Origin of the sequence: Streptomyces alboflavus (genome assembly GCF_000716675.1) — a bacterium.
Classification (GTDB): domain Bacteria; phylum Actinomycetota; class Actinomycetes; order Streptomycetales; family Streptomycetaceae; genus Streptomyces; species Streptomyces alboflavus.
Map to the genome: position 1 here is coordinate 128725 of NZ_JNXT01000019.1, position 23294 is coordinate 152018.

General features: G+C 71.6%; 14 protein-coding genes and 2 pseudogenes. 14 read left to right on the forward strand and 2 right to left on the reverse strand.

Going from position 1 to position 23294, the window contains the following annotated elements:
• Nucleotides 1–61: 61 nt before the first annotated feature.
• The 7 genes and pseudogenes from OO63_RS16660 to OO63_RS16690 form a co-directional block, all read left to right on the forward strand.
• Nucleotides 62–1090, forward strand: a pseudogene (locus OO63_RS16660) (polyamine ABC transporter substrate-binding protein); the annotation flags it as partial.
• A 67-nt stretch (nt 1091–1157) separates the two neighbouring features.
• A complete protein-coding gene (locus OO63_RS16665; protein ID WP_030362023.1) occupies nt 1158–2321 on the forward strand; it encodes an ABC transporter ATP-binding protein in 1164 nt (387 codons plus the stop codon).
• On the forward strand, nt 2318–3244 hold the full coding sequence (locus OO63_RS16670) for an ABC transporter permease (protein WP_030362024.1): 927 nt from the start codon (nt 2318–2320) through the stop codon (nt 3242–3244). Before OO63_RS16665 ends, OO63_RS16670 begins: the two co-directional genes overlap by 4 nt.
• The gene (locus OO63_RS16675) at nt 3244–4056 is read left to right on the forward strand and encodes an ABC transporter permease (RefSeq protein ID WP_030362025.1); all 813 of its coding nucleotides are present in this window, start codon (nt 3244–3246) and stop codon (nt 4054–4056) included. Before OO63_RS16670 ends, OO63_RS16675 begins: the two co-directional genes overlap by 1 nt.
• A 24-nt stretch (nt 4057–4080) precedes the next feature.
• On the forward strand, nt 4081–5502 hold the full coding sequence (locus tag OO63_RS16680) for an NAD(P)/FAD-dependent oxidoreductase (protein WP_030362026.1): 1422 nt from the start codon (nt 4081–4083) through the stop codon (nt 5500–5502).
• Nucleotides 5503–5644: 142 nt separating this feature from the next.
• Nucleotides 5645–6148, forward strand: coding sequence for a hypothetical protein (locus tag OO63_RS16685; RefSeq protein WP_033264183.1), 504 nt, complete (start codon nt 5645–5647; stop codon nt 6146–6148).
• A gap of 322 nt (nt 6149–6470) precedes the next feature.
• Nucleotides 6471–7565 (forward strand): annotated as a pseudogene (locus tag OO63_RS16690) (chitinase); the annotation flags it as partial.
• On the opposite strand, the gene OO63_RS41470 reads toward OO63_RS16690, so the two are convergent.
• Nucleotides 7553–8287 carry a phosphatase PAP2 family protein gene (locus tag OO63_RS41470; RefSeq protein ID WP_346009329.1) on the reverse strand — a complete coding sequence of 245 codons (735 nt, stop codon included), beginning with the start codon at nt 8285–8287 and terminating at the stop codon, nt 7553–7555. The pseudogene OO63_RS16690 and the gene OO63_RS41470 sit on opposite strands and share 13 nt — an antisense overlap.
• A gap of 426 nt (nt 8288–8713) precedes the next feature.
• Nucleotides 8714–10048 (reverse strand): 4-aminobutyrate--2-oxoglutarate transaminase, encoded by a 1335-nt coding sequence (gabT, locus tag OO63_RS16700; RefSeq protein WP_030362029.1) that lies wholly within the window; start codon nt 10046–10048, stop codon nt 8714–8716.
• A gap of 367 nt (nt 10049–10415) precedes the next feature.
• Between gabT and OO63_RS16705 the strand changes: the two genes are divergently transcribed.
• The 7 genes from OO63_RS16705 (at nt 10416) to ispG (ending at nt 23175) form a co-directional block, all read left to right on the forward strand.
• Nucleotides 10416–12845: an ATP-binding protein gene (locus tag OO63_RS16705; RefSeq protein WP_234311371.1), complete on the forward strand. Its 2430-nt coding sequence runs from the start codon at nt 10416–10418 to the stop codon at nt 12843–12845.
• Between the two features lie 618 nt (nt 12846–13463).
• Nucleotides 13464–15068 carry a PucR family transcriptional regulator gene (locus OO63_RS16710; protein ID WP_030362031.1) on the forward strand — a complete coding sequence of 535 codons (1605 nt, stop codon included), beginning with the start codon at nt 13464–13466 and terminating at the stop codon, nt 15066–15068.
• Between the two features lie 284 nt (nt 15069–15352).
• Nucleotides 15353–16798, forward strand: coding sequence for an aldehyde dehydrogenase family protein (locus OO63_RS16715; protein ID WP_030362032.1), 1446 nt, complete (start codon nt 15353–15355; stop codon nt 16796–16798).
• A gap of 236 nt (nt 16799–17034) precedes the next feature.
• Nucleotides 17035–18984, forward strand: a complete 1950-nt coding sequence (locus OO63_RS16720; RefSeq protein ID WP_078619179.1) for an acyl-CoA dehydrogenase family protein — start codon at nt 17035–17037, stop codon at nt 18982–18984.
• Nucleotides 18985–19186: 202 nt separating this feature from the next.
• Nucleotides 19187–20485 (forward strand): 1-deoxy-D-xylulose-5-phosphate reductoisomerase, encoded by a 1299-nt coding sequence (gene dxr, locus OO63_RS16725; protein WP_030362034.1) that lies wholly within the window; start codon nt 19187–19189, stop codon nt 20483–20485.
• Entirely contained in the window at nt 20482–21783 is a 1302-nt protein-coding gene (locus tag OO63_RS16730; RefSeq protein WP_030362035.1) for a M50 family metallopeptidase, read from the forward strand. The genes dxr and OO63_RS16730 overlap by 4 nt, the downstream gene beginning before the upstream one ends.
• Before the next feature lie 237 nt (nt 21784–22020).
• On the forward strand, nt 22021–23175 hold the full coding sequence (ispG, locus tag OO63_RS16735) for a flavodoxin-dependent (E)-4-hydroxy-3-methylbut-2-enyl-diphosphate synthase (protein ID WP_030362036.1): 1155 nt from the start codon (nt 22021–22023) through the stop codon (nt 23173–23175).
• Nucleotides 23176–23294 lie beyond the last annotated feature (119 nt).

Below are 23294 nucleotides of genomic sequence, written 5' to 3' on the forward strand. Positions count from 1 at the left end.
GCGTGACCGGCGGGGGCCGCCCCCCCCCCCCCCCCCCCCCCGGCCCCACGAGCACAGAGAGAAGGACAAGCGCGTCAACTTCTCCAACTGGACCGAGTACATGGACGTCGACAAGGACGAGCGGCGCCCCACCCTCGACGCGTTCACGAAACGCACCGGCATCAGGGTCAAGTACACCGAGGACATCAACGACAACAACGAGTTCTTCGGGAAGATCAAGCCGCAGCTCGCCGCCGGGCAGGACACCGGGCGCGACCTGATCTGCGTCACGGACTGGCTCGCCGCCCGCCTGATCCGCTTCGGCTGGGTGCAGAAGCTCGACCCGGCCCAGCTGCCGCACGCCTACGCCAACCTGTCCGCCCAGTTCCGCTCGCCCGACTGGGACCCCGGGCGCGCCTACTCGTACCCCTGGACCGGCATCTCCACCGTCATCGCGTACAACAAGAAGGCCACCGACGGGGAGAAGATCACCTCGGTGTCGCAGCTGCTTGACGAGCCCAAACTCAAGGGGCGCGTGGGCTTCCTGTCCGAGATGCGCGACTCCATGGGGATGGTGCTGCTCGACCTCGGCAAGGATCCGGCGAAGTTCACCGACGACGACTTCGACGCGGCCGTCGCGCGCCTCCAGAAGGCCGTCGACAGGAAGCAGATCCGCCGCTTCACCGGCAACGACTACACCGCCGACCTCGACAAGGGCGACCTCGCCGCGTGCGTGGCCTGGGCCGGGGACGTCGTCCAGCTCAAGCTCTCCAACCCCGACATCGAGTTCGCCATCCCCGACAGCGGCTACCTGACCTCGACGGACAACCTCCTGGTCCCCAACAAGGCGCGCCACAAGCGCAACGCCGAGCGGCTCATCGACTACTACTACGAGCCAGGACCCGCCGCCCGCCTCGCCGCCTACATCAACTACGTGTGCCCCGTGGACGGCGTCCGCGACGAGCTCGCGAAGATCGACCCCAAGGCCGCGGCGAACCCGCTGATCATCCCCGACAAGGCCATGGCCGCGAAGTCGCACGCCTTCCGGTCCCTCACGCCCAAGGAAGAGGCCGCGTACGAGGGGAAGTTCGCCAAGCTCACCGGTTCTTGACGCAACCCTCTGGAACCTCCTCCGGAAATTCCCTCTGGAACCTCCTCGACCTCCTCTGGACGCCAACATGACGACTGCCAACGAAGCCACAGAGCACAGCGGCGACGTCCGCCTCAGCGGCATCAGCAAGACCTACGGCTCCTTCACGGCCGTGCACCCGCTCGACCTCACCGTGCCCCAGGGCTCCTTCTTCGCGCTGCTCGGCGCCTCCGGCTGCGGCAAGACCACCACCCTGCGCATGATCGCCGGCCTGGAGGAGCCCAGCAGCGGCACCGTCCGCCTCGGCGAGCAGGACGTCACCGCGCTGCCGCCCTACAAGCGGCCCGTGAACACGGTCTTCCAGTCGTACGCCCTCTTCCCGCACCTCGACATCTTCGAGAACGTCGCCTTCGGCCTGCGCCGACGCGGCATCAAGTCGGTGAAGAAGCAGGTCGGCGAGATGCTCGACCTGGTCCAGCTCGGCGAGCAGGCCCGCAAGAAGCCGCACCAGCTCTCCGGCGGCCAGCAGCAGCGCGTCGCCGTCGCCCGCGCGCTCATCAACCACCCGAAGGTGCTGCTCCTCGACGAGCCCCTCGGCGCCCTCGACCTGAAGCTGCGCCGCCAGATGCAGCTCGAACTCAAGCGCATCCAGACCGAGGTCGGCATCACCTTCGTGCACGTCACGCACGACCAGGAGGAGGCCATGACGATGGCCGACACCGTCGCCGTGATGAACGGCGGCCGCGTCGAGCAGCAGGGCGCCCCCGCCGACCTGTACGAGAACCCGCGCACCACCTTCGTCGCCAACTTCCTCGGCACGTCCAACTTCATCGAGGCCGAGGTGGCCGAGGTCAGCGGCGACGACGTGTTCCTCAAGGCGGGCGGCGGGAAGCTGATCCTGCCCAAGGCGCGATGTACGGCGGCCGCCACCACCGGCGGCACGGTCCTGGTGGGCGTACGCCCGGAGAAGATCTCGATCGCGCACGCCGACGACGCGGGCGAGATCCCCGACGGCCGCAACCGCATCACCGGCCGCATCGCCGACTCCAGCTTCATCGGCGTCTCCACGCAGTACGTCGTCGACAGCCCCGTCTGCGACGCCTTCGAGGTGTACGCGCAGAACATCGAGCGCGACACCCGGCTCGTCCCGGGCGCCGAGGTGGTCCTGCACTGGAACCCGGCGCACACCTTCGGGCTCGACGCCGACCAGGACGCCGACGCGGGCGTGGAGAAGGTCGAGGAGGACGCGTGAGCACCCTCACCAAGCCACCGGCCCCCGCCGAGGAGGCCCCGCCCCCGGCGAAGCCCCGCAAACGCGGCCGTCTCGTCCCCTACTGGCTGCTGCTCCCCGGCATCCTCTGGCTGCTCGTCTTCTTCGCGCTGCCGCTGATCTACCAGGCGTCGACGTCCGTGCAGACCGGCTCCCTCGAAGAGGGCTACAAGGTCACCTGGCACTTCGCCACCTACTGGGACGCGCTCGGCGACTACTGGCCGCAGTTCCTGCGCTCGGTGATCTACGCGGGCGCCGCGACGATCCTGTGCCTGCTGCTCGGCTACCCGCTGGCCTACCTCATCGCGTTCCGCGCGGGCCGCTGGCGCAATCTGATCCTGGTCCTGGTGATAGCGCCGTTCTTCACCAGCTTCCTCATCCGCACCCTGGCGTGGAAGACGATCCTGGCTGACGGCGGCCCGGTCGTCGGCGCCCTGAACAACCTGCACCTCCTCGACGTCACCAACTGGCTCGGTGCCACCGACGGCGACCGCGTCCTCGCCACCCCGCTCGCGGTGGTCTGCGGACTGACGTACAACTTCCTGCCGTTCATGATCCTGCCGCTGTACACCTCCCTGGAGCGCATCGACGGCAGGCTGCACGAGGCCGCGGGCGACCTCTACGCCCGGCCGTCCACCACCTTCCGCAAGGTGACCTTCCCGCTGTCCATGCCGGGCGTCGTCTCCGGCACCCTGCTCACCTTCATCCCGGCGGCGGGCGACTACGTGAACGCCGATCTGCTCGGGTCCACCGACACCCGCATGGTCGGCAACGTCATCCAGACGCAGTTCCTGCGCATCCTGGACTACCCGACGGCCGCGGCGCTCTCCTTCATCCTGATGGCCGCGATCCTGTTCATGGTGACGTTCTACATCCGCAAGTCGGGGACGGAGGATCTCGTCTGATGTCTTTCTTCTCCGCCTTCTTCCGCTGGCTGCGCCGGAATCTCGTCGTCATCGCCGGACTCGTCACACTCGGCTATCTGCTGCTCCCGAATGTCGTCGTCACGGTCTTCTCCTTCAACAAACCGAAGGGCCGCTTCAACTACTCCTGGCAGGAGTTCTCGACGGACGCCTGGAAGGACCCCTGCGGCGTCGCCGACATGTGCGGTTCGCTCTCGCTGAGCCTGCAGATCGCCTTCTGGGCCACGCTCGGCGCGACCGTGCTCGGCACGATGATCGCCTTCGCGCTCGTCCGCTACCGCTTCCGGGCGCGCGGCGCCGTGAACTCGCTGATCTTCCTGCCGATGGCGATGCCCGAGGTCGTCATGGCCGCCTCGCTGCTCACCCTGTTCCTCAACATGGGCGCCCAGCTGGGCTTCTGGACCGTCCTCATCGCGCACATCATGTTCTGCCTGAGCTTCGTCGTGACGGCGGTGAAGGCACGCGTGATGTCCATGGACCCGCGCCTGGAACAGGCCGCCCAGGACCTCTACGCGGGGCCCGTGCAGACCTTCCTGCGGGTCACCCTGCCGATCGCCGCGCCCGGCATCGCCGCGGGCGCGCTGCTCGCCTTCGCGCTCTCCTTCGACGACTTCATCATCACGAACTTCAACGCCGGATCGACTGTGACCTTCCCCATGTTCGTCTGGGGATCGGCGCAGCGGGGCACGCCCGTTCAGATCAATGTGATCGGTACGGCGATGTTCCTGATTGCCGTCCTTCTCGTGGTGGCAGGAATGCTCGTCGGAAAGCGCCGCGCCAAGAAATCCCTGTAAGAGTCCCAAAAGGAGTTGGAAATCATGGCCCCTGGCGCCATGACCCGCCGCTGGACCACGTCTCTCGCCGAGGCCAAGCCGGTCTCGTTCTGGCTGGACGACCCGAAGAAGCCCGACCCCGAACCGGCCCTCGTCGGCGACGAGCGCTGCGACCTGCTCGTCGTCGGCGGCGGCTACAGCGGCCTGTGGACGGCCCTGATCGCCAAGGAGCGCGACCCCGGCCGTGACGTCGTCCTCGTCGAGGGCCGCGAGATCGGCTGGGCCGCCTCAGGACGCAACGGCGGCTTCTGCGCCGCCTCCCTCACCCACGGCCTCCCCAACGGCCTCGCCCGCTGGCCGGACGAGATCGGGCAGTTGGAGGAGCTGGGCGCCCGCAACCTCGACGAGATCGAGGCCGCCGTCGCCCGCTACGGCATCGACTGCGACTTCGAGCGCACCGGTGAGATCGACGTGGCGACCCAGCCGCACCAGCTCGCCGAACTGCACGAGGTGTACGAGGAGATGGCCGGGCTCGGCCTCGCGGGGAGCGCCGAGATGCTCGACGCGGACGCGCTGCGCGCGCAGGTCGACTCGCCCACGTTCCTCGGCGGCCTCTGGGACCGCGACGGCGTCGCCATGCTGCACCCGGCGAAGCTCGCCTGGGGCCTCAAGCGCGCCTGCGCCGACCTCGGCGTGCGGATCTACGAACACACTCCGGCCCTCGACCTCGCCTCGCCCGGCGCGGGCATGGCGATCCGCACGCCCTACGGCCGGGTGTACGCCCGCCAGGTCGCGCTCGGCACGAACGTCTTCCCGTCCCTGGTCAAGCGCGTCCGCCCGTACACGGTCCCGGTGTACGACTACGCCCTCATGACCGAGCCCCTGACCCCCGACCAGCTCGCCGCGATCGGCTGGCGGGGGCGCCAGGGCCTCGGCGACGCCGCCAACCAGTTCCACTACTTCCGGCTCTCCGCCGACAACCGCATCCTGTGGGGCGGGTACGACGCCATCTACCCCTACGGCGGCAAGGTCCGCGCCGAGTACGACCACCGCCCCGAGACGTACGCGAAGCTCGCCGGGCACTTCTTCACCTGCTTCCCGCAGCTGGAGGGGGTGCGCTTCACGCACGCGTGGGGCGGCGCGATCGACACGTGCTCGCGCTTCTCGGCGTTCTTCGGCACGGCGTACGGGGAGCGGGTCGCGTACGCCGCCGGATACACCGGACTCGGGGTCGGGGCCACGCGGTTCGGCGCCGAGGTGATGCTCGACCTGCTCGCGGGGGAGCGCACGGAGCGCACCCGCCTGGAGATGGTCCGCTCCAAGCCGCTGCCGTTCCCGCCGGAGCCGTTCGCCTGGACCGGCGTGGCGCTCACCAAGTGGTCCCTCGCCCGGGCCGACGAGAACGGCGGGCGCCGCAATGTGTGGCTGCGCGCGATGGACAAGATGGGACTCGGCTTCGACAGCTGACCCGGAGATCCACCGGCGTACGCCGCTCCGCTCCGTGACGCGCTTCACTACCACTCAGTAGCGGAAGCGGCGTAATGCCCGCGCCCCGGGCCGCTCTTCCTCGTGACACGCGTATGCGTGACCGACGAGAGGAAGGTTCGCCATGACGGGCTCGGGCAGTAAATCGGCGGTCGAGTGGCTGGTGTCGGTGGCGCCGGATCCGGACGCCTGCCGCTGGGAGTGGGAACGCAACCCCCTGGGGGTCGTCCTGCTCCCGGCCGGGAGGCTCTGGGACGTGCTCATCCTGCCCAGTGACCTGGGCTATCCCACGCTGGACGTGCTGGCCCGGGTCGTGGATCAACCCGGCCCGGTGCTGGCCGACTTCGGCGACGCCCGCATGGGCTTCTTCGTGCCCGCGGGCACGGTCGCGCGCTGGCTGGGCACGGGGGTGCGGGGCGCGGGGCGCGGCACCTGGATCGTCGTGCCCTACCCAGGCAGGTCCACCGGCGGAGTGCGCTGGCTGATCCCACCGGACGGCTCCGGCACGCTGGTGGACCCGGCACTCCTGGAACTCGCGATGCACGAGGCGGCGGCGTCGCTGGCGCGGGGCGGTGGAGCCGGTGAGGTGGGGGAGGGCGCCGAGAGCGCCGAAGACGGCGAGGGGTGAGCGGCCCTTCGCCGCGGTCGTAGCCACGGTCTGAGACTCCGTCGGCGCCGCCAACACCACACCAGCACCGCTGGACACCCCCTGCACACGGCAGGGGCGGTGCTGCGCGAAGCCCCGGCGACGGCCCCGAGGCAGTCCCGAGGCAGTTCTGACAACAACCTTGACAACGGCATTGGTCTGGACCATCTTGAGCGCGTCCTGCTCTCCAATCCCCCCACCCGCGGAGGCAGTTGTGGACCGCTCACGCTCCCGCTCACCCCTGCGCAGACCTCGACTCCTCACCGCGGCGGCAGCACTCGCGCTCGCGGCTTCCGGCCTGCTCGCCGTGCCGAGCGCCGCGGACTCGGCGCCCCCGACGACACCGGCGCGCGCCGACACCAGGGCCACGCCCGCCGACGCCGAGGCCCTCCCCGCGCACGCCCTGGTCGGCTATCTGCACACCAGCTTCGCCAACGGCTCCGGCTACACGCGCCTCGCGGACACCCCGGCCAGCTGGGACATCATCGACCTGGCCTTCGGCGAGCCCACGTCGGCCACGTCCGGCGACATCCGCTTCAGCCTCTGCCCGAAGACGGAGTGCCCGAACGTCGAGACGGAGGACGAGTTCAAGGCCGCCATCAAGGCCAAGCAGGCCCAGGGCAAGAAGGTGCAGATCTCCATCGGCGGCCAGAACGGCCAGGTGCAGCTGACCACCACCCAGGCCCGTGACACGTTCGTCTCGTCCGTCTCCGCGATCATCGACGAGTACGGCCTCGACGGCCTGGACATCGACTTCGAGGGCCACTCGCTGTCGCTGAACGCCAACGACACGGACTTCAAGAACCCCACGACCCCGGTGATCGTGAACCTGATCTCGGCGGTGAAGACCCTCAAGGCCAAGTACGGCCCCGGCTTCACGCTCACGATGGCCCCGGAGACGTTCTTCGTGCAGCTGGGCTACCAGCACTACGGCCCCGGCCAGTGGGGCGCCGACCCGCGCGCGGGCGCCTACCTCCCGGTCATCCACGCCCTGCGCGACGACCTCACCCTGCTGCACGTCCAGGACTACAACTCGGGCCCGATCATGGGCCTCGACAACCAGTACCACCAGATGGGCGGCGCGGACTTCCACATCGCCATGACCGACATGCTCCTCACCGGCTTCCCGGTCAAGGGCAACACGGCCAACGTCTTCCCGCCGCTGCCCCCGGAGAAGATAGCCATCGGAATGCCCGCCTCGGTGAACGCGGGCAACGGCCACGTCTCCACGACCGAGGTCAACAAGGCCCTGGACTGCCTGACGAAGAACACCAACTGCGGCTCCTACCGCCCCCACGGCAAGTGGCCCACCCTGCGCGGCCTGATGACCTGGTCCATCAACTGGGACCGCTTCAACAACTGGGAGTTCTCCAGGAACTTCGACAGCTACTTCGGCTGAGGGGCGCCGGTGTCGGCCGGCCCCCGGCCGTACCGTGCCGTGCTCACCGCCATCACGAGCAGGAGGATGCCGCTCAGGCACCAGCTCGCGAGGACGTCGAGGGGCCAGTGGTAGCCGCGGTGGATCAGGCCGTAGCCGACGCCGAGGTTGAGGAGGGCGCAGGTGAGGATCAGGGTGCGGCGGGTGGTGGGGCGGGTGAGGTGGGGGAGCAGGAGGAGGGTGGCCGCGCCGTAGGCGACGGCGGCTGTGGCGGTGTGGCCCGAGGGGTAGTAGCCGTTGCCCTCCATGCCGGGTGGGCCGGTGCGGTTGACCGCCAGCTTCAGGGGGATCACGAGGACGGGGACGGCCATCATCGTGACGACGGCGGTGAGTGGGGGTGGCCACCAGGGGGCGGGGTCGGTTCGGGGGGCCCGCCCGCCGGCGGCGTTGGTTCGGGAGGTCCGCCAGGCCGTGTACGCGGCTGCGAGGGCGAGGACCGGCACGGCGACCGCCATGTTGCCCAGGTCCGCGAGGAGTTCGGCGAGGCCTCTGGGCCGCGGGCCGTCGGCCAGGGCGCGGCCCGCGCGCTCGTCGAGGCGGCGCAGTGGGCCGCCGGTGGCGACCTGCCAGGTGAACAGGGCGAAGAGCACGCCGAGGGCGAGGCCGAGGAGGAGACAAGTGGTCGGCCGCCCCGGAACAGGGGGGGTAGTTCCGAGGCGGCCGAGCTGACCGGGCTGCCGCACGCCCCGGGGGGTTTGGGGCGGGCGGCCATCCGATCGGTGAGGAGTTCCGGAGCCGTAGGCTCCAGGTGTGCGCGCGAAGGCACGCCCAGGGCGGGGCTGGGGAGGCTCCGACCCGGTGTCGCCCCCGGTTACCCGTGGGCGGGGTGTTTCTCTCATCTGCAGAAACCGTACGTCAGGAGGAAGAGGGCCGACAGGCGGAACGGTATCCCGACATGGGCCTCCCACACGTTCTTCACAGGCCCTGACCGTCACCCCTGGTCACAGCTTCCACACGGCGTGAGGTCGGCACATGTCAGGGGTGGTGACGCGCCGTGCGGCGCCGTTCCGGGAGGGGGTGCGGGGTGGTGTCCGGGGATGCGTCCGGCCGGGCACGTCATGACGTACCCGGCCGAAACGGATCAGTCCGGAGCGGGCGATCCCCGTGGATCAGATCTCGCCGAACGCGGCCTCGATGATGTCCATGCCCTCGTTCAGGAGCTCCTCGCCGATCACCAGCGGCGGCAGGAAGCGCAGCACGTTGCCGTAGGTGCCGCAGGTCAGGACCAGCAGGCCCTGGGCGTGGCAGGCCTTGGCGAGCGCGCCGGCGGCCTCCGGGTTGGGCTCCTTGGTCGCGCGGTCCTTGACCAGCTCGATCGCGATCATGGCGCCGCGGCCGCGGATGTCACCGACGATGTCGTACTTCTCGGCGATCGCGGCGAGCCGCGCCTTCATCGTCGACTCGATCTTCTTCGCCTTGGCGTTGAGGTCGAGCTCCTTCATCGTCTCGATGGCGCCGAGCGCGGCGGCGCAGGCCACCGGGTTGCCGCCGTAGGTGCCGCCGAGGCCGCCCGCGTGCGCGGCGTCCATGATCTCGGCGCGGCCGGTGACGGCGGCGAGCGGCAGGCCGCCCGCGATGCCCTTGGCCGTCGTGATCAGGTCGGGGACGACGCCCTCGTGCTCGCACGCGAACCACTGGCCGGTGCGGCAGAAGCCCGACTGGATCTCGTCCGCGACGAACACGATGCCGTTGTCGGTGGCGAACTTGCTGATGGCGGGCAGGAAGCCGGCCGCGGGCTCGATGAAGCCGCCCTCGCCGAGCACCGGCTCGATGATGATCGCGGCGACGTTCTCCGCACCGACCTGCTTGGAGATCTGGTCGATGGCCTGGGCGGCGGCCTCCGGCCCGGCGTTCTCGGCGCCGGTCGGCCAGCGGTAGCCGTACGCCACCGGGACGCGGTAGACCTCGGGCGCGAACGGGCCGAAGCCGTTCTTGTACGGCATGTTCTTCGCCGTCAGCGCCATCGTGAGGTTGGTGCGGCCGTGGTAGCCGTGGTCGAAGACGACGACGGCCTGCCGCTTGGTGTACGCACGGGCGATCTTGACCGCGTTCTCGACGGCCTCGGCGCCCGAGTTGAACAGGGCGGACTTCTTGGCGTGGTCACCCGGCGTCAGCTCGGCCAGGGCCTCGGCCACGGCGACGTAGCTCTCGTACGGCGTGACCATGAAACAGGTGTGGGTGAAGTCCTGCAGCTGGGCGGAGGCGCGGCGCACGACGGCCTCGGCGGAGGCGCCGACGCTCGTCACGGCGATGCCGGAACCGAAGTCGATCAGGCGGTTGCCGTCGACGTCCTCGATGATGCCGCCGCCGGCGCGGGCCGCGAAGACGGGCAGCACGGAGCCCACGCCGCCGGCGACCGCGGCGGTACGGCGGGCCTGCAGCTCCTGGGACTTCGGCCCGGGGATGGCGGTGACGACGCGGCGCTCCTGGGGAAGGTCGGTCATGAGGGGCTCCTGGGGGTGGGTCGTGCGGACGCGTGCGACGCGCGCCTTCGGGCGGCGCTCGTCTTTCGGACGCTTCTGGCTTTTCTCCGCAGGTTAGGGGCGGGCAAGGGGGTCGGGCATGCTCCACGGGGGAGATGTTGGGCGTGGCGGTTGTCCGTGGTGGACATACCGGTGAACAGGGGTACGTCGCAGGAACAGGGGCACGCCGCGGTCGGCGGCACCGATATGTCCGCCGCGTGCCCCCGGCGGACACCCGGACCCGATGGCGTGTTCGGCGCGCACGCCGCCTAACTGCGGGGCGCGGGCACTAGATTGAGCCGCGAACCACCGTGAACCACTGGACAGGGCAGGTCAGGGGGCAAGGGCCATGACTTCCGACGGCACGCACGACGCTCGCGGTACGCACGCCACGCCGGTGCCGCGTCCGGCGCCGCGACCCGTGTCGCCGCAAGGCGGCGCGAGCGACGTCGAGCGCGCCATCAGCGAGGCCGGTCGGCCCGCGGGCGAGGCGGGGCGCGCCGGGAACGGCGTGGCGCCGCGTGCGGGGCAGGGGGGTGGACGGGCCGGGAGCGGTGGCGCGTCGCACGCCGGGAACGGTGGGCACGCTGGGACCGGTGGTGGACACGCCGGGACCGGCGGTGGGCACGCTGGGACCGGCGGTGGGCACGCCGCGAACGGCGGTGCGCGTTCCGGGACCGGCGGCGGCCACCCCGGACGCAGCGCCGCGCCCGCCGGTACAGGCGCCGCCGCGCACGCCCTCCCGCCCCGCCCCACCCGCGCCCCGGGCGCACCGGCCCGCACCGAGGGCGAGGAGTTCCTCGCCTGGCTGCGCACGCCCCGCCCCGCGGCGTTCCCCGGCGTCTGGCGGTTCGACCACCGGCCGCGGCCCGAGCAGGAGCCGGAGGTCGTCCCCACCCGGCAGCTCCTCAGCGGCGCGGTCATCGCCTTCCTGGTGGGCTGGCTCGTCTGGTCGCTGCTGTGGAACGGCTACCTGGGCGGCTGGTGGGTCGTCCCGCTGGAGCTGTTCCTGCCCGACGCCTGGATCTACACCGGCGACAGCGTCGGCAACGCCATCGTCTGGAACGCGTACTACACCGTCATCGCCCTCGGCATCATGATCGCCGTCGGCCGCGTCGGCCGCTGGGGCGAGGTGTGGCGCCGCTTCGTCGTCCCCCGCCTCAAGCGCCCCGAGCCCCCCGCCCCGCCGCCCCCGCCGGGCGAGGACCCCGCCGAGTGGCCGAAGCTCCGCGCGGGCGGCGCCGGGGCCGCCGCCGACCGGCTCGCCGCCGACGCCCGCGCGGGCCGCATGCGGGACATCGACGTCGCCCGCATCGCCCGCGCCTGGCGCTCCGTGCGCTCCGGCAACAGCCCGCTCGCGACCTTCACCGACGCCGTCGTCCGCGACGGCGCCGCCGCCTGCCCGCACCCCTCCGGCGACCGCGACCTGCCCGCACGGGCCGCCCGCCACGACCTCGCCACCGCGCAGGTCCGCATCGGCACGACGGTGGACGACCCCCGCAACCCGTACGCCTACCGGGGCGCGGGCCTCGCGCTCGGCCCCGACCTGATCGGCACCTCCCTGCTCGCCGTCGGTCCCGCCGGGTCCGGCAAGACCGGCACCGTCGTGTGGCCGCTCGCCGAGGCGCTGTGCCTGCAGGCCCTCGCCGGGCGCGCCGCCGTCGTCGTCGTGGGCGCGGCGGGCGCGGGGCTCGGACCCGGTGACGACTACGACGTGGTGGTGCGCGTCGGCCACCCGGACTCCGTGTACGACCTCGACCTCTACGGCGGTACGACCGACCCCGACGAGGCCGCCGCCGTGCTCGCCGAGGCCCTCGTCGGCGACCTCGTCGACCCGCACCCCGGGGCCGACAGCCGCCGCTCGACCACCGTCCTCGCCCAGCTCCTCGGCCCGTTCCACGCGGTCCACGGCCGGTTCCCCGGCGTACCGGAGCTGCGGGCCCTGCTCGACGGCGTGCCCGGCCACCTGGACGCGCTCCGCAAGGCCCTCCAGGACGCCGGGCAGGAGGTCATGCTGCGGGAACTCGACGCCCGCGAGCGGCAGCTGGGGCACCCCGGCGACCCCGGCGCGATCCTCGCCGACCGCATCGCGCTGCTCGACCGGCCCGCGTTCGCCGCGTTCTTCGACACCTCCGGGCAGACCACGCCCTTCTCGCTGCGCGCCCTCGACCATCCGGTGCGGGTCCGCATCGACCTGCCCGAGCGCGGGCACGCGGACGCCTCACGGATCCTGGCGCGGCTCGTGCTCGCGCAGTTCACCGCGTCCGCAGCGGTACGCGACGACCGCTCCCTGTTCGCCTGCCTGGTCCTCGACGACGCCACCGGCACGGTGACGCCCGAGGCGGTGCGCCGCATCCAGCGGCTGCGGTCCGCGAACGCGGGGGTCGTCATGACGCTCCGTACGCTCGACGACGCGCCGCGGCCGCTGCGCACGCCCCTGCTCGGCGCCGTCGGCTGCCGCATGGCCCTGTCCGGGCTCACCCCCTGGGACGGGCAGGACTTCGCGGAGGTCTGGGGCAAGGAGTGGACGGAGGCGCGGGACGTCACCGACCGTCAGATCATCGCCGAGACGCCCGCGGGGAAGGCCGTCCACGTCCTGCGCCGCGTGATCACCGGCCAGGCTCCCACCGCCCGTGCGGTCACCGTCCGGCAGGTCGAGCGCGAGCGCTGGTCGGCGTCGGAGCTGGCCCACGCGGTGCCGCCGGGGCACGCGGTGCTGTCGCTGACGGATGTACGGGGGGAGCACGCGCCGCCGTTGCTGGTGGATCTGCGGGGGTGAATGGCTTGCGCCCGCAGGGTCTGGGGGCTGCCTCCGCCGTCCCCCAAGCTCTCGGCTCCGCTTGAGCAGGGGACCCCCCATCCCGAGACTGTTGGACCAGGGTGACCCCGGGCCCGGGGGGCGTTGCCGCTGCGGGCTGCGGGCTGTCGTGCCGACGCTTTTGGCGGTCCTCGGCGCCGCCCCCTTCTGGGGAACCGACGGGGGCGCCCACCCCGGCGCGGACGCGGCGCGACGCGGGGGCGTGCGGAGGTGCGTGCACTCCTGCGGCGTGCGCGAAAGGGCGCCGTCTATAGCCCGCAAGCTGCCCGGGGCGACCGTACGGTGAGGCAGAATCGACAGCAGCCGTCATACGCGACGGCCAAAAGATCAACTGGTGAGCCCCCGGCGGCCCGGCCCGCCGTACGGCTCACCGGCACCCGCCCGCACAACACCCCCAGCCGCAGTCGCACCCGACCGCAGCGCTAGCCCCCACCGCGCCCGACCCGCAGCATCCCCCTCCGCTCCGCACCGCACCGACCGCAGCACCCGCCTCCGCACCGCACCCGACCCCAGCACCCGCACCGCACCCGCCCCCGGTCCCGCCGACCGGACTCCGCCGCCGTACGACCTGAAGGTCCCATGCCGCCCACGCTCGCCTCGCTCGTCCACCACTCCGCGCTCAAGCTCACCGTGCGCGCGGGCGAGGACCGCCTGGACACCCCCGTGCGCTGGGCGCACGTCAGCGAGCTCGCCGACCCCGTGCCGTACATGGAAGGCGGCGAGCTGCTCCTGATCACCGCGCTCCAACTGGACGCGGAGGACCCGGACACCATGCGGCGCTACGTGAAGCGGCTCGTCGGCGCGGGCGTCGTCGGTCTCGGCTTCGCGGTCGGCGTGAACTACCCCGACATCCCCGAGGCGCTGGTCGAGGCGGCGCGGGCGGAGGACCTGCCCCTCATCGAGGTGCCGCGCCGCACCCCGTTCCTCGCCATCAGCAAGGCCGTCTCCGCCGCCATCGCCGCCGACCAGTACCGCGCCGTCACCGCGGGCTTCGCCGCCCAGCGCGAGCTGACCAAGCAGGCGCTCGGCGACGGCGCGCAGGGCCTGCTCGGCGCGCTCGCCGGACAGGTCGACGGCTGGGCCGCGCTGTACGACGCCTCGGGCGCCGTCGTCGCCACCGCGCCCGAGTGGGCCGCCCGGCGCGCCGCCCGGCTCACCCCCGACGTCGAGCGGCTCCGGGAGCGGCCCGCGCCCGCCAGCCTCGTCGTGGCCGGCGCCGACGACCGGGTCGAGCTGCACACCCTCGGCACCGGGCGGCGGCCGCGGGCCGCGCTCGCCGTCGGCACGGCCTCCACCCTCGGGACCGCCGAGCGGTACGCCGTGCACTCCGCGATCGCCCTCCTCACCCTCACCACCGAGCGGTCCCGCTCCCTCCAGGCCGCTGAGGCCAGGATCGGCTCCGCCGTGCTGCGGATGCTGCTCGCCGGGGAGCCCGACCACGCCCGCGCGGTCGCCGGTGACCTGTACGGCGGGCTGCTCGACGCGCCCTTCCGGCTGGTCGTCGCCGAGGTGGCCGGGCCCGCGGAGGCCGCGGGCGAAGGAGCCGGGGCGGCCGAGGGCGCCTGGTCGACGGAGCTGGTCGACGCCGTCGAGTCGGCCGCGGCGCGCTTCGGCGAGGCGCTGCTCGTCGTGCCGTACGGGGAGCGGCTCGTCCTCCTCGTCGCCGACGGCGGGGCCGCGCATCTCGCCACCGTCGAGTACGCGGCGCTCCTCGACGCCGACCGGGCCGAGGGGCGCGAGTCTGCCGAGGAGCCCGGGCCGCTCATGGGACTCTCGGCGCCCGCCGGGCCCATCGCCGCCGCGCCCGCCTACAAGCAGGCCGAGCAGGCGCTGTCCGTCGCCCGGCGGCGTGGGCGGTGCCTCGTGGAGCACGAGGAGCTGGCCGCGGGGTCGGTGCTTCCGTTGCTCGCGGACGACGCGGTGCGGGCGTTCGCGGACGGGCTGCTGCGGGCGCTGCGCGAGCATGACGCCACCGGGCGGGGGGATCTGGTCGCCTCACTGCGGGCGTGGTTGTCGCGGCACGGGCAGTGGGATGCCGCTGCCGCTGACCTCGGGGTGCATCGGCACACGCTGCGGTACCGGATGCGGCGGGTCGAGGAGATCCTCGGGCGCTCCCTGGACGACCCGGACGTCCGGATGGAGCTGTGGCTGTCACTGAAGGCGACGTCGGCGGCGGGGGAGTAGGCCGGGGGCCCTGGCGGACGTCCCGTGCGGGTGGGACAGCCGCCGCCGATCGGCCTCCGGCCTCGTCCTCAGACGCCGGACGGGCTTCTCCCACCCGCCCGCCCCTCCTGGGGCTCCGCCCCAGACCCCGCTCGGGCGGAGCCCCAGCTGGAGCCCTGCCAGAACGGTGCGCCGAGGAACCCCACTACGCCGACTCGGACAACCCCCCACAGAAACCTCCACCCCTACGGTGGACCCCGTACACCCGAAGACGAACGAACCTCCGCGGAAGGGCCGGGATTCTCATGACTTCCATCCACGCCTTCTGGCTCGCCGGTCGCCAGACCACCGGTGAGACCACCCTCGACGTCACCTCGCCCTGGGACGGGCGCCTCGTCGGCAAGGCGGCCGTGCCCACCGACGCGCAGGTGGAGGAGGCCGTCGCGGCCGCCTACGCCGTGCGCGACGAGTTCGCCGCGACCCCGGCGCACGTCCGCGCCGCCGCCCTCGACCACGTGAGCCGCCGCCTCGTCGAGCGCACCGAGGAGATCGCGCAGCTCATCTCCGCCGAGAACGGCAAGCCGATCAAGTGGGCGCGCGGCGAGGTCGGCCGCGCCGTCTCCGTGTTCCGCTTCGCCGCCGAGGAGGCCCGCCGCTTCAACGGCGGCGAGGCCCAGCGCCTGGACACCGACGCCGGCGGCCAGGGCCGGCTCGCCTTCACGCGCCGCTTCTCCAAGGGCGTCGTCCTCGGCATCGCGCCGTTCAACTTCCCGCTGAACCTGTGCGCCCACAAGGTCGCCCCGGCGATCGCCGTCGGCACGCCGATCATCCTGAAGCCCGCCCCGGCGACCCCGCTCAGCGGACTCCTCATCGGCGAGCTGCTCGCCGAGACCGAGCTGCCCGCGGGCTCGTGGTCGGTGCTCCCGGTCGCGAACGACAAGATGCCCGCGCTCGTGCAGGACGAGCGGCTCCCGGTCGTCTCCTTCACCGGCTCCGAGAAGGTCGGCTACGCGATCATGGACTCGGTGCCGCGCAAGCACTGCACCCTGGAGCTCGGCGGCAACGGCGCGGCCGTCGTCCTCGGCGACTTCTCCTCCGAGGCCGACCTGGACTGGGTCGCCGCGCGCGTCGCGACCTTCTCCAACTACCAGGGCGGCCAGTCCTGCATCTCCGTGCAGCGGGTGATCGCGGACGCGTCCGTGTACGACCGGCTGCTCCCGAAGATCGTCGAGGCGGTCGAGGGCCAGGTCACCGGCGACCCGTCCGACCCGAAGACCGACGTCGGCCCGCTGGTCAACGAGGACGCGGCCAAGCGCGTGGAGTCCTGGGTCGACGAGGCCGTGGAGGCCGGCGCCCAGCTCCTGACCGGCGGCAAGCGCGACGGCGCCACGTACGCGCCGACCGTCCTCGCCGACGTGCCGGCCGACGTCACGATCGCCTGCGAGGAGGTCTTCGGCCCCGTCATGACGGTGACGAAGGTCGATGGCGAGCAGGCCGCGTACGACGCCGTCAACGACTCCAAGTACGGCCTCCAGGCGGGCGTGTTCACCCACGACCTGCAGACCGCCTTCCGCGCCCACCGCGCCCTCGAGGTCGGCGGCGTCGTCATCGGCGACGCGCCCTCCTACCGCGCCGACCAGATGCCCTACGGCGGCGTGAAGCAGTCCGGCGTCGGCCGCGAGGGCGTCCGCTTCGCCATGGACGACTACACGTACGAGCGCGTGATGGTCCTGACGGGGATCGAGCTGTAGGCACCCGTCCCACCCGTCCCACCCGGAGAACGGCCGGAGCCCGCTGTGCGGGGGCTCCGGCCGTTCTCGCGCGTTCGCTGCGCGAGGGCTGGTGGGAATGCCGGGAATCGGGTACGAACGATCGAGTAGCACCGGTGAGTAACCATGATCCGTTTCTGATCCGTTTCTGATCCAGTTCTGATCCGGTTCTGCCCGGTCCAAGATCGGTCCCGACCCCGACCCCGACTCGCGGCGAGGTGAGCCTCTTGTCCGCACCACACTCCACAGAGCCCAAGGTTTCCGAACGTGAGGCAAGGCAGGTCGCCGAGGCCGCCCGCGAGCAGGACTGGCGCAAGCCCAGCTTCGCCAAGGAACTGTTCCTGGGCCGCTTCCGCCTCGACCTGATCCACCCGCACCCGCTGCCCGCCGACGAGGCGGTCCAGCGCGGCGAGGAGTTCCTCGCCAAGCTGCGCGACTTCTGCGAGACGAAGATCGACTCGGCCCGCATCGAGCGCGAGGCGCAGATCCCGGACGAGGTCGTCAACGGCCTCAAGGAACTCGGCGCGCTCGGCATGAAGATCGACACCAAGTACGGCGGCCTCGGCCTCACGCAGGTGTACTACAACAAGGCGCTCGCGCTCGTCGGCTCCGCCAACCCCGCGATCGGCGCGCTGCTCTCCGCCCATCAGTCGATCGGCGTACCGCAGCCCCTGAAGCTGTTCGGCACGCAGGAGCAGCGGGACGCGTTCCTGCCGCGCTGCGCCCGCACGGACATCTCCGCGTTCCTGCTCACCGAGCCGGACGTGGGCTCCGACCCGGCCCGGCTCGCCACCTCCGCCGTCCCCGACGGCGATAGCTACGTCCTGGACGGCGTGAAGCTGTGGACCACCAACGGCGTGGTCGCCGATCTGCTCGTGGTGATGGCGCGGGTGCCGAAGTCCGAGGGGCACAAGGGCGGGATCACGGCCTTCGTCGTCGAGGCCGCGTCCGAGGGCGTGACCGTCGAGAACCGCAACGCGTTCATGGGCCTGCGCGGCCTGGAGAACGGCGTCACCCGCTTCCACCAGGTGCGCGTCCCCGCCGCCAACCGCATCGGCCCCGAGGGCGCGGGCCTGAAGATCGCCCTCACCACCCTCAACACCGGCCGCCTCTCGCTGCCCGCGATGTGCGTCGGCGCGGGCAAGTGGTGCCTGAAGATCGCCCGCGAGTGGTCGGCCGCGCGAGAGCAGTGGGGCAAGCCCGTCGCGTACCACGAGGCCGTCGGCTCGAAGATCTCCTTCATCGCCGCGACCACCTTCGCCCTGGAGGCCGTCCTCGACCTGTCCTCGCAGATGGCCGACGAGGACCGCAACGACATCCGCATCGAGGCCGCCCTCGCCAAGCTGTACGGCTCCGAGATGGCCTGTCTGATGGCCGACGAGCTGGTGCAGATCCGCGGCGGCCGCGGCTTCGAGACCGCCGAGTCCCTCGCCGCCCGCGGCGAACGGGCCGTACCCGCCGAGCAGATCCTGCGCGACCTGCGCATCAACCGCATCTTCGAGGGCTCCACGGAGATCATGCACCTGCTGATCGCCCGCGAGGCCGTCGACGCCCATCTGAAGGTCGCCGGGGATCTCATCGACCCCGAGAAGACCCTCTCCGACAAGGCCCGCGCGGGAGCCGCCGCCGGTGCCTTCTACGCCCGCTGGCTGCCCAAGCTCGTCGCGGGGCCCGGTCAACTCCCGCGTACGTACGCCGACTTCCATCCGGCGGGGCACGCGGACCTCGCGGCTCATCTGCGCTACGTCGAGCGCTCGGCCCGCAAGCTGGCCCGCTCCACGTTCTACGCCATGTCCCGGTGGCAGGGGCGGATGGAGACCAAGCAGGGCTTCCTCGGGCGGATCGTCGACATCGGCGCGGAGCTGTTCGCGATGAGCGCGGCCTGTGTGCGGGCCGAACTCCTGCGCACCACCGAGGGGCACGGCCGTGAGGCCTACCAGCTCGCCGACACCTTCTGCCGCCAGGCCCGCATCCGCGTCGACGAACTCTTCGGCCGGCTGTGGACCAACACGGACGACCAGGACCGTCGGGTGGTCAAGGGCGTCCTCTCCGGTACGTACACCTGGCTGGAACAGGGTGTCATCGACCCCAGCGGCGACGGCCCGTGGATCGCGGACGCGACCCCGGGGGCGAGCACGAGGGAGAACGTCCACCGTCCGATCCGCTGAGGCCGAGGGGCTGATTTCAGCCCGTCCGGCGTTTGAGGACGAGGCGCGGAGCGCCGATCAGCGGGGTCCAGGGGGCGCAGCCCCCGGTTTCGGAGAAGGGGCGGGACTGGGGCGCCCCGCGAGGCCCACCCACCCCGCCCCCGCCCGGCGCGAGCCGAGAGGCGCTGTCGGATCCGGGGCCGGGTGCGGCCACAATGGGGGCATGAGCGAAAGCCCTGCCCCCCTCGCCGACCCGCACCTCGTCTTCGACCCCGTAGGGACCGACGGACCGCGGGACATCGTCATCCTCGGCTCCACGGGTTCGATCGGCACCCAGGCCATCGACCTGGTGCTGCGCAACCCCGACCGCTTCCGCGTGACGGCCCTGTCCGCGGCGGGCGGTCGCGTGGCCCTCCTCGCCGAGCAGGCCAGGCAGCTGCGGGTGCGCACCGTCGCGGTCGCCCGCGAGGACGTCGTACCGGCCCTGCGCGAGGCCCTGCGCGAGGAGTACGGCACCGGGGAGCCGCTGCCCGAGATCGTCGCGGGCCCGGACGCGGCCACACAGGTCGCGGCCACGGACTCGGCGCACTGCCACACGGTCCTCAACGGCATCACCGGATCGATCGGCCTCGCCCCCACCCTCGCCGCCCTGGAGGCGGGCCACACGCTGGCGCTCGCCAACAAGGAGTCGCTGATCGTCGGCGGCCCGCTGGTGAAGGCGCTCGCCAAGCCCGGCCAGATCATCCCGGTCGACTCCGAGCACGCCGCGCTCTTCCAGGCCCTGGCCGCAGGCACCCGCGCCGACGTCCGCAAGCTCGTCGTGACCGCGTCCGGCGGCCCCTTCCGGGGACGCACGAAGGCCGACCTGGCGAACGTCACGCCCGCCGACGCGCTCGCGCACCCGACCTGGGCGATGGGCCCCGTCATCACGGTGAACTCCGCGACCCTGGTCAACAAGGGCCTGGAGGTCATCGAGGCGCACCTCCTGTACGACATCCCCTTCGACCGCATCGAGGTCGTCGTGCACCCCCAGTCGTACGTGCACTCCATGGTCGAGTTCACCGACGGCTCCACCATCGCCCAGGCCACCCCGCCCGACATGCGCGGCCCCATCGCCATCGGCCTCGGCTGGCCCGAAAGGGTCCCGGACGCGGCCCCCGCTTTCGACTGGTCGAAGGCCTCGACCTGGGAGTTCTTCCCGCTCGACACCGAGGCGTTCCCCTCCGTCGGGCTCGCCCGGCACGTCGGGGAGCTCGCGGGCACGGCCCCGGCGGTGTTCAATGCCGCCAACGAGGAGTGCGTGGACGCCTTCCTGGCGGGCGCGCTGCCCTTCAACGGCATCATGGAGACCGTGACCCAGGTCGTCGCCGAACACGGCACACCGCGCGCGGGAACCTCGCTTACCGTGGCGGACGTCCTCGAAGCGGAGACCTGGGCGCGCGCCCGGGCCCGTGAACTGACGGCCACGACCACCTCGTCGGCGACGACGGGGAACCAGACGACCGCGGAGGCTCGTGCATGACGACCTTGATGATGATCCTCGGCATAGTCGTCTTCGTGATCGGGCTGCTGTTCTCGATCGCCTGGCACGAGCTGGGCCACCTGTCGACCGCGAAGATGTTCGGCATCCGGGTGCCCCAGTACATGGTCGGCTTCGGCCCGACGCTGTTCTCGCGCAAGAAGGGCGACACCGAGTACGGCATCAAGGCCATCCCGCTCGGCGGCTACATCCGCATGATCGGCATGTTCCCGCCCGGTCCTGACGGGAAGATAGAGGCACGCTCCACCTCGCCCTGGCGCGGCATGATCGAGGACGCCCGCTCCGCGGCCTTCGAGGAGCTGAGGCCCGGCGACGAGAGCCGCCTGTTCTACACGCGCAAGCCCTGGAAGCGCGTGATCGTGATGTTCGCCGGGCCCTTCATGAACCTGATCCTGGCCGTCGTGATCTTCCTCGGCGTGATGATGACCTTCGGCATCAGTACGCAGACGACGTCGGTCGGCAAGGTCTCCGACTGCGTCATCGAGGCCAGCCAGAACCGCAACACCTGCGCGAAGGGCGACAAGCCCGCCCCCGCCAAGGCCGCAGGCCTCAAGGCCGGTGACAAGATCGTCGCCTTCCAGGGCAAGGACGTCGGCGACTGGTCCGCGCTCCAGTCGAAGATCCGCGAGACCGTCGGCCCCGCGACGCTCACCGTCGAGCGCGACGGCAAGCGCCTCGATCTGCACGCCAACCTGATCAAGAACCAGGTCAGCAAGACCGACGGCGACGGCGGGTACGTCGAGGGCAAGTACGTCTACGCCGGGTTCCTCGGCTTCACGCCCGCCTCCGGCATCGTCCAGCAGTCCTTCGGCCAGTCCGTGGACCGCATGGGCAACATGATGGAGAACGGCGTCGAGTCCATCGTGGCGCTGCCCTCGAAGATCCCCGACCTGTGGGACGCGGCTTTCGGTGACGGCGACCGCAAGCAGGACTCGCCCATGGGCGTCGTCGGCGCGGCCCGCGTCGGCGGTGAGGTGTTCACCCTGGACATCCCGCCGGAGAACCAGATCGCGATGATGCTGTTCCTGCTCGCGGGCTTCAACCTCTCCCTGTTCCTGTTCAACATGCTGCCGCTGCTGCCGCTGGACGGCGGGCACATCGCGGGTGCACTGTGGGAGTCGCTGCGCCGCAACGTGGCGAAGGTGTTCCGGCGGCCCGACCCCGGTCCCTTCGACGTGGCGAAGCTGATGCCCGTCGCCTATGTCGTCGCCGGGATCTTCATCTGCTTCACCATTCTGGTGCTCATCGCGGATGTGGTTAACCCGGTGAGAATTTCCTAGACACGCGATGTTTGCGGCGGTCGGGCACCATGTGTGGCCGACCGCCGCAGTGTGTGCGAGACGGCCCGCCAATGGGTGGACCTCGGGGCGGGATGTGCCCCCGCCCTGTGGGTTGCCGTAACCTCGAACCCGCGAATGAGCGATGTAGTTGCGAAGCCGCGATTGTGTGGCGGAGCCGCTAAGCCCGGTGCCCGCCGAACTCGGGACCTTGATCCACACCTTGGGGATGCACGCCAGATGACTGCCGTTTCTCTCGGAATCCCGTCCGTACCGACCAAGCTCGCCGACCGCCGGGTCAGCCGCAAGATCCAGGTCGGTTCGGTGGCTGTCGGCGGGGACGCGCCGGTGTCGGTGCAGTCGATGACGACGACGCGTACGTCGGACATCGGCGCGACGCTGCAGCAGATCGCCGAGCTGACGGCGTCGGGATGCCAGATCGTACGAGTGGCGTGTCCCACGCAGGACGACGCCGACGCGCTCGCCACGATCGCCCGCAAGTCGCAGATCCCGGTGATCGCCGACATCCACTTCCAGCCGAAGTACGTGTTCGCGGCGATCGACGCCGGGTGCGCTGCGGTGCGGGTGAACCCCGGCAACATCAAGCAGTTCGACGACAAGGTCAAGGAGATCGCGCGGGCCGCGGGCGACGCGGGCACGCCGATCCGCATCGGCGTCAACGCCGGGTCGCTGGACGCCCGCCTCCTGAAGAAGTACGGCAAGGCCACTCCCGAGGCGCTCGTCGAGTCGGCCCTCTGGGAGGCGTCCCTCTTCGAGGAGCACGGCTTCCGGGACATCAAGATCTCGGTCAAGCACAACGACCCCGTGGTCATGGTCAACGCCTACCGTCAGCTCGCCGCCGCCTGCGACTACCCCCTGCACCTCGGCGTGACCGAGGCCGGTCCCGCCTTCCAGGGCACGATCAAGTCGGCCGTCGCCTTCGGCGCGCTGCTCTCCGAAGGCATCGGCGACACGATCCGCGTCTCCCTCTCCGCGCCCCCCGCGGAGGAGGTCAAGGTCGGCATGCAGATCCTGGAGTCCCTGAACCTCAAGCAGCGCCGCCTGGAGATCGTCTCCTGCCCGTCCTGCGGCCGCGCCCAGGTCGACGTCTACAAGCTCGCCGAAGAGGTCACCGCCGGCCTGGACGGCATGGAGGTCCCGCTCCGCGTCGCCGTCATGGGCTGCGTCGTGAACGGCCCTGGCGAGGCCCGCGAGGCCGACCTCGGCGTCGCCTCCGGCAACGGCAAGGGCCAGATCTTCGTCAAGGGCGAGGTCATCAAGACCGTCCCCGAGTCGAAGATCGTCGAGACCCTCATCGAAGAGGCCCTCAAGATCGCCGAACAGATGGAGAAGGACGGCGTGACGTCGGGCGAGCCTTCGGTCACGATCAGCTAGTTCTGGCCCCTGGGCCTTGTGCGGGGTGCCCTCCCGGGCGGGGGCGGGGCGGGGTGCGTCGGTGGCTTTCCCGCCGTGCGTGGGGGTTCCCACCCGCCCACCCGTGACTCTGGGACGTG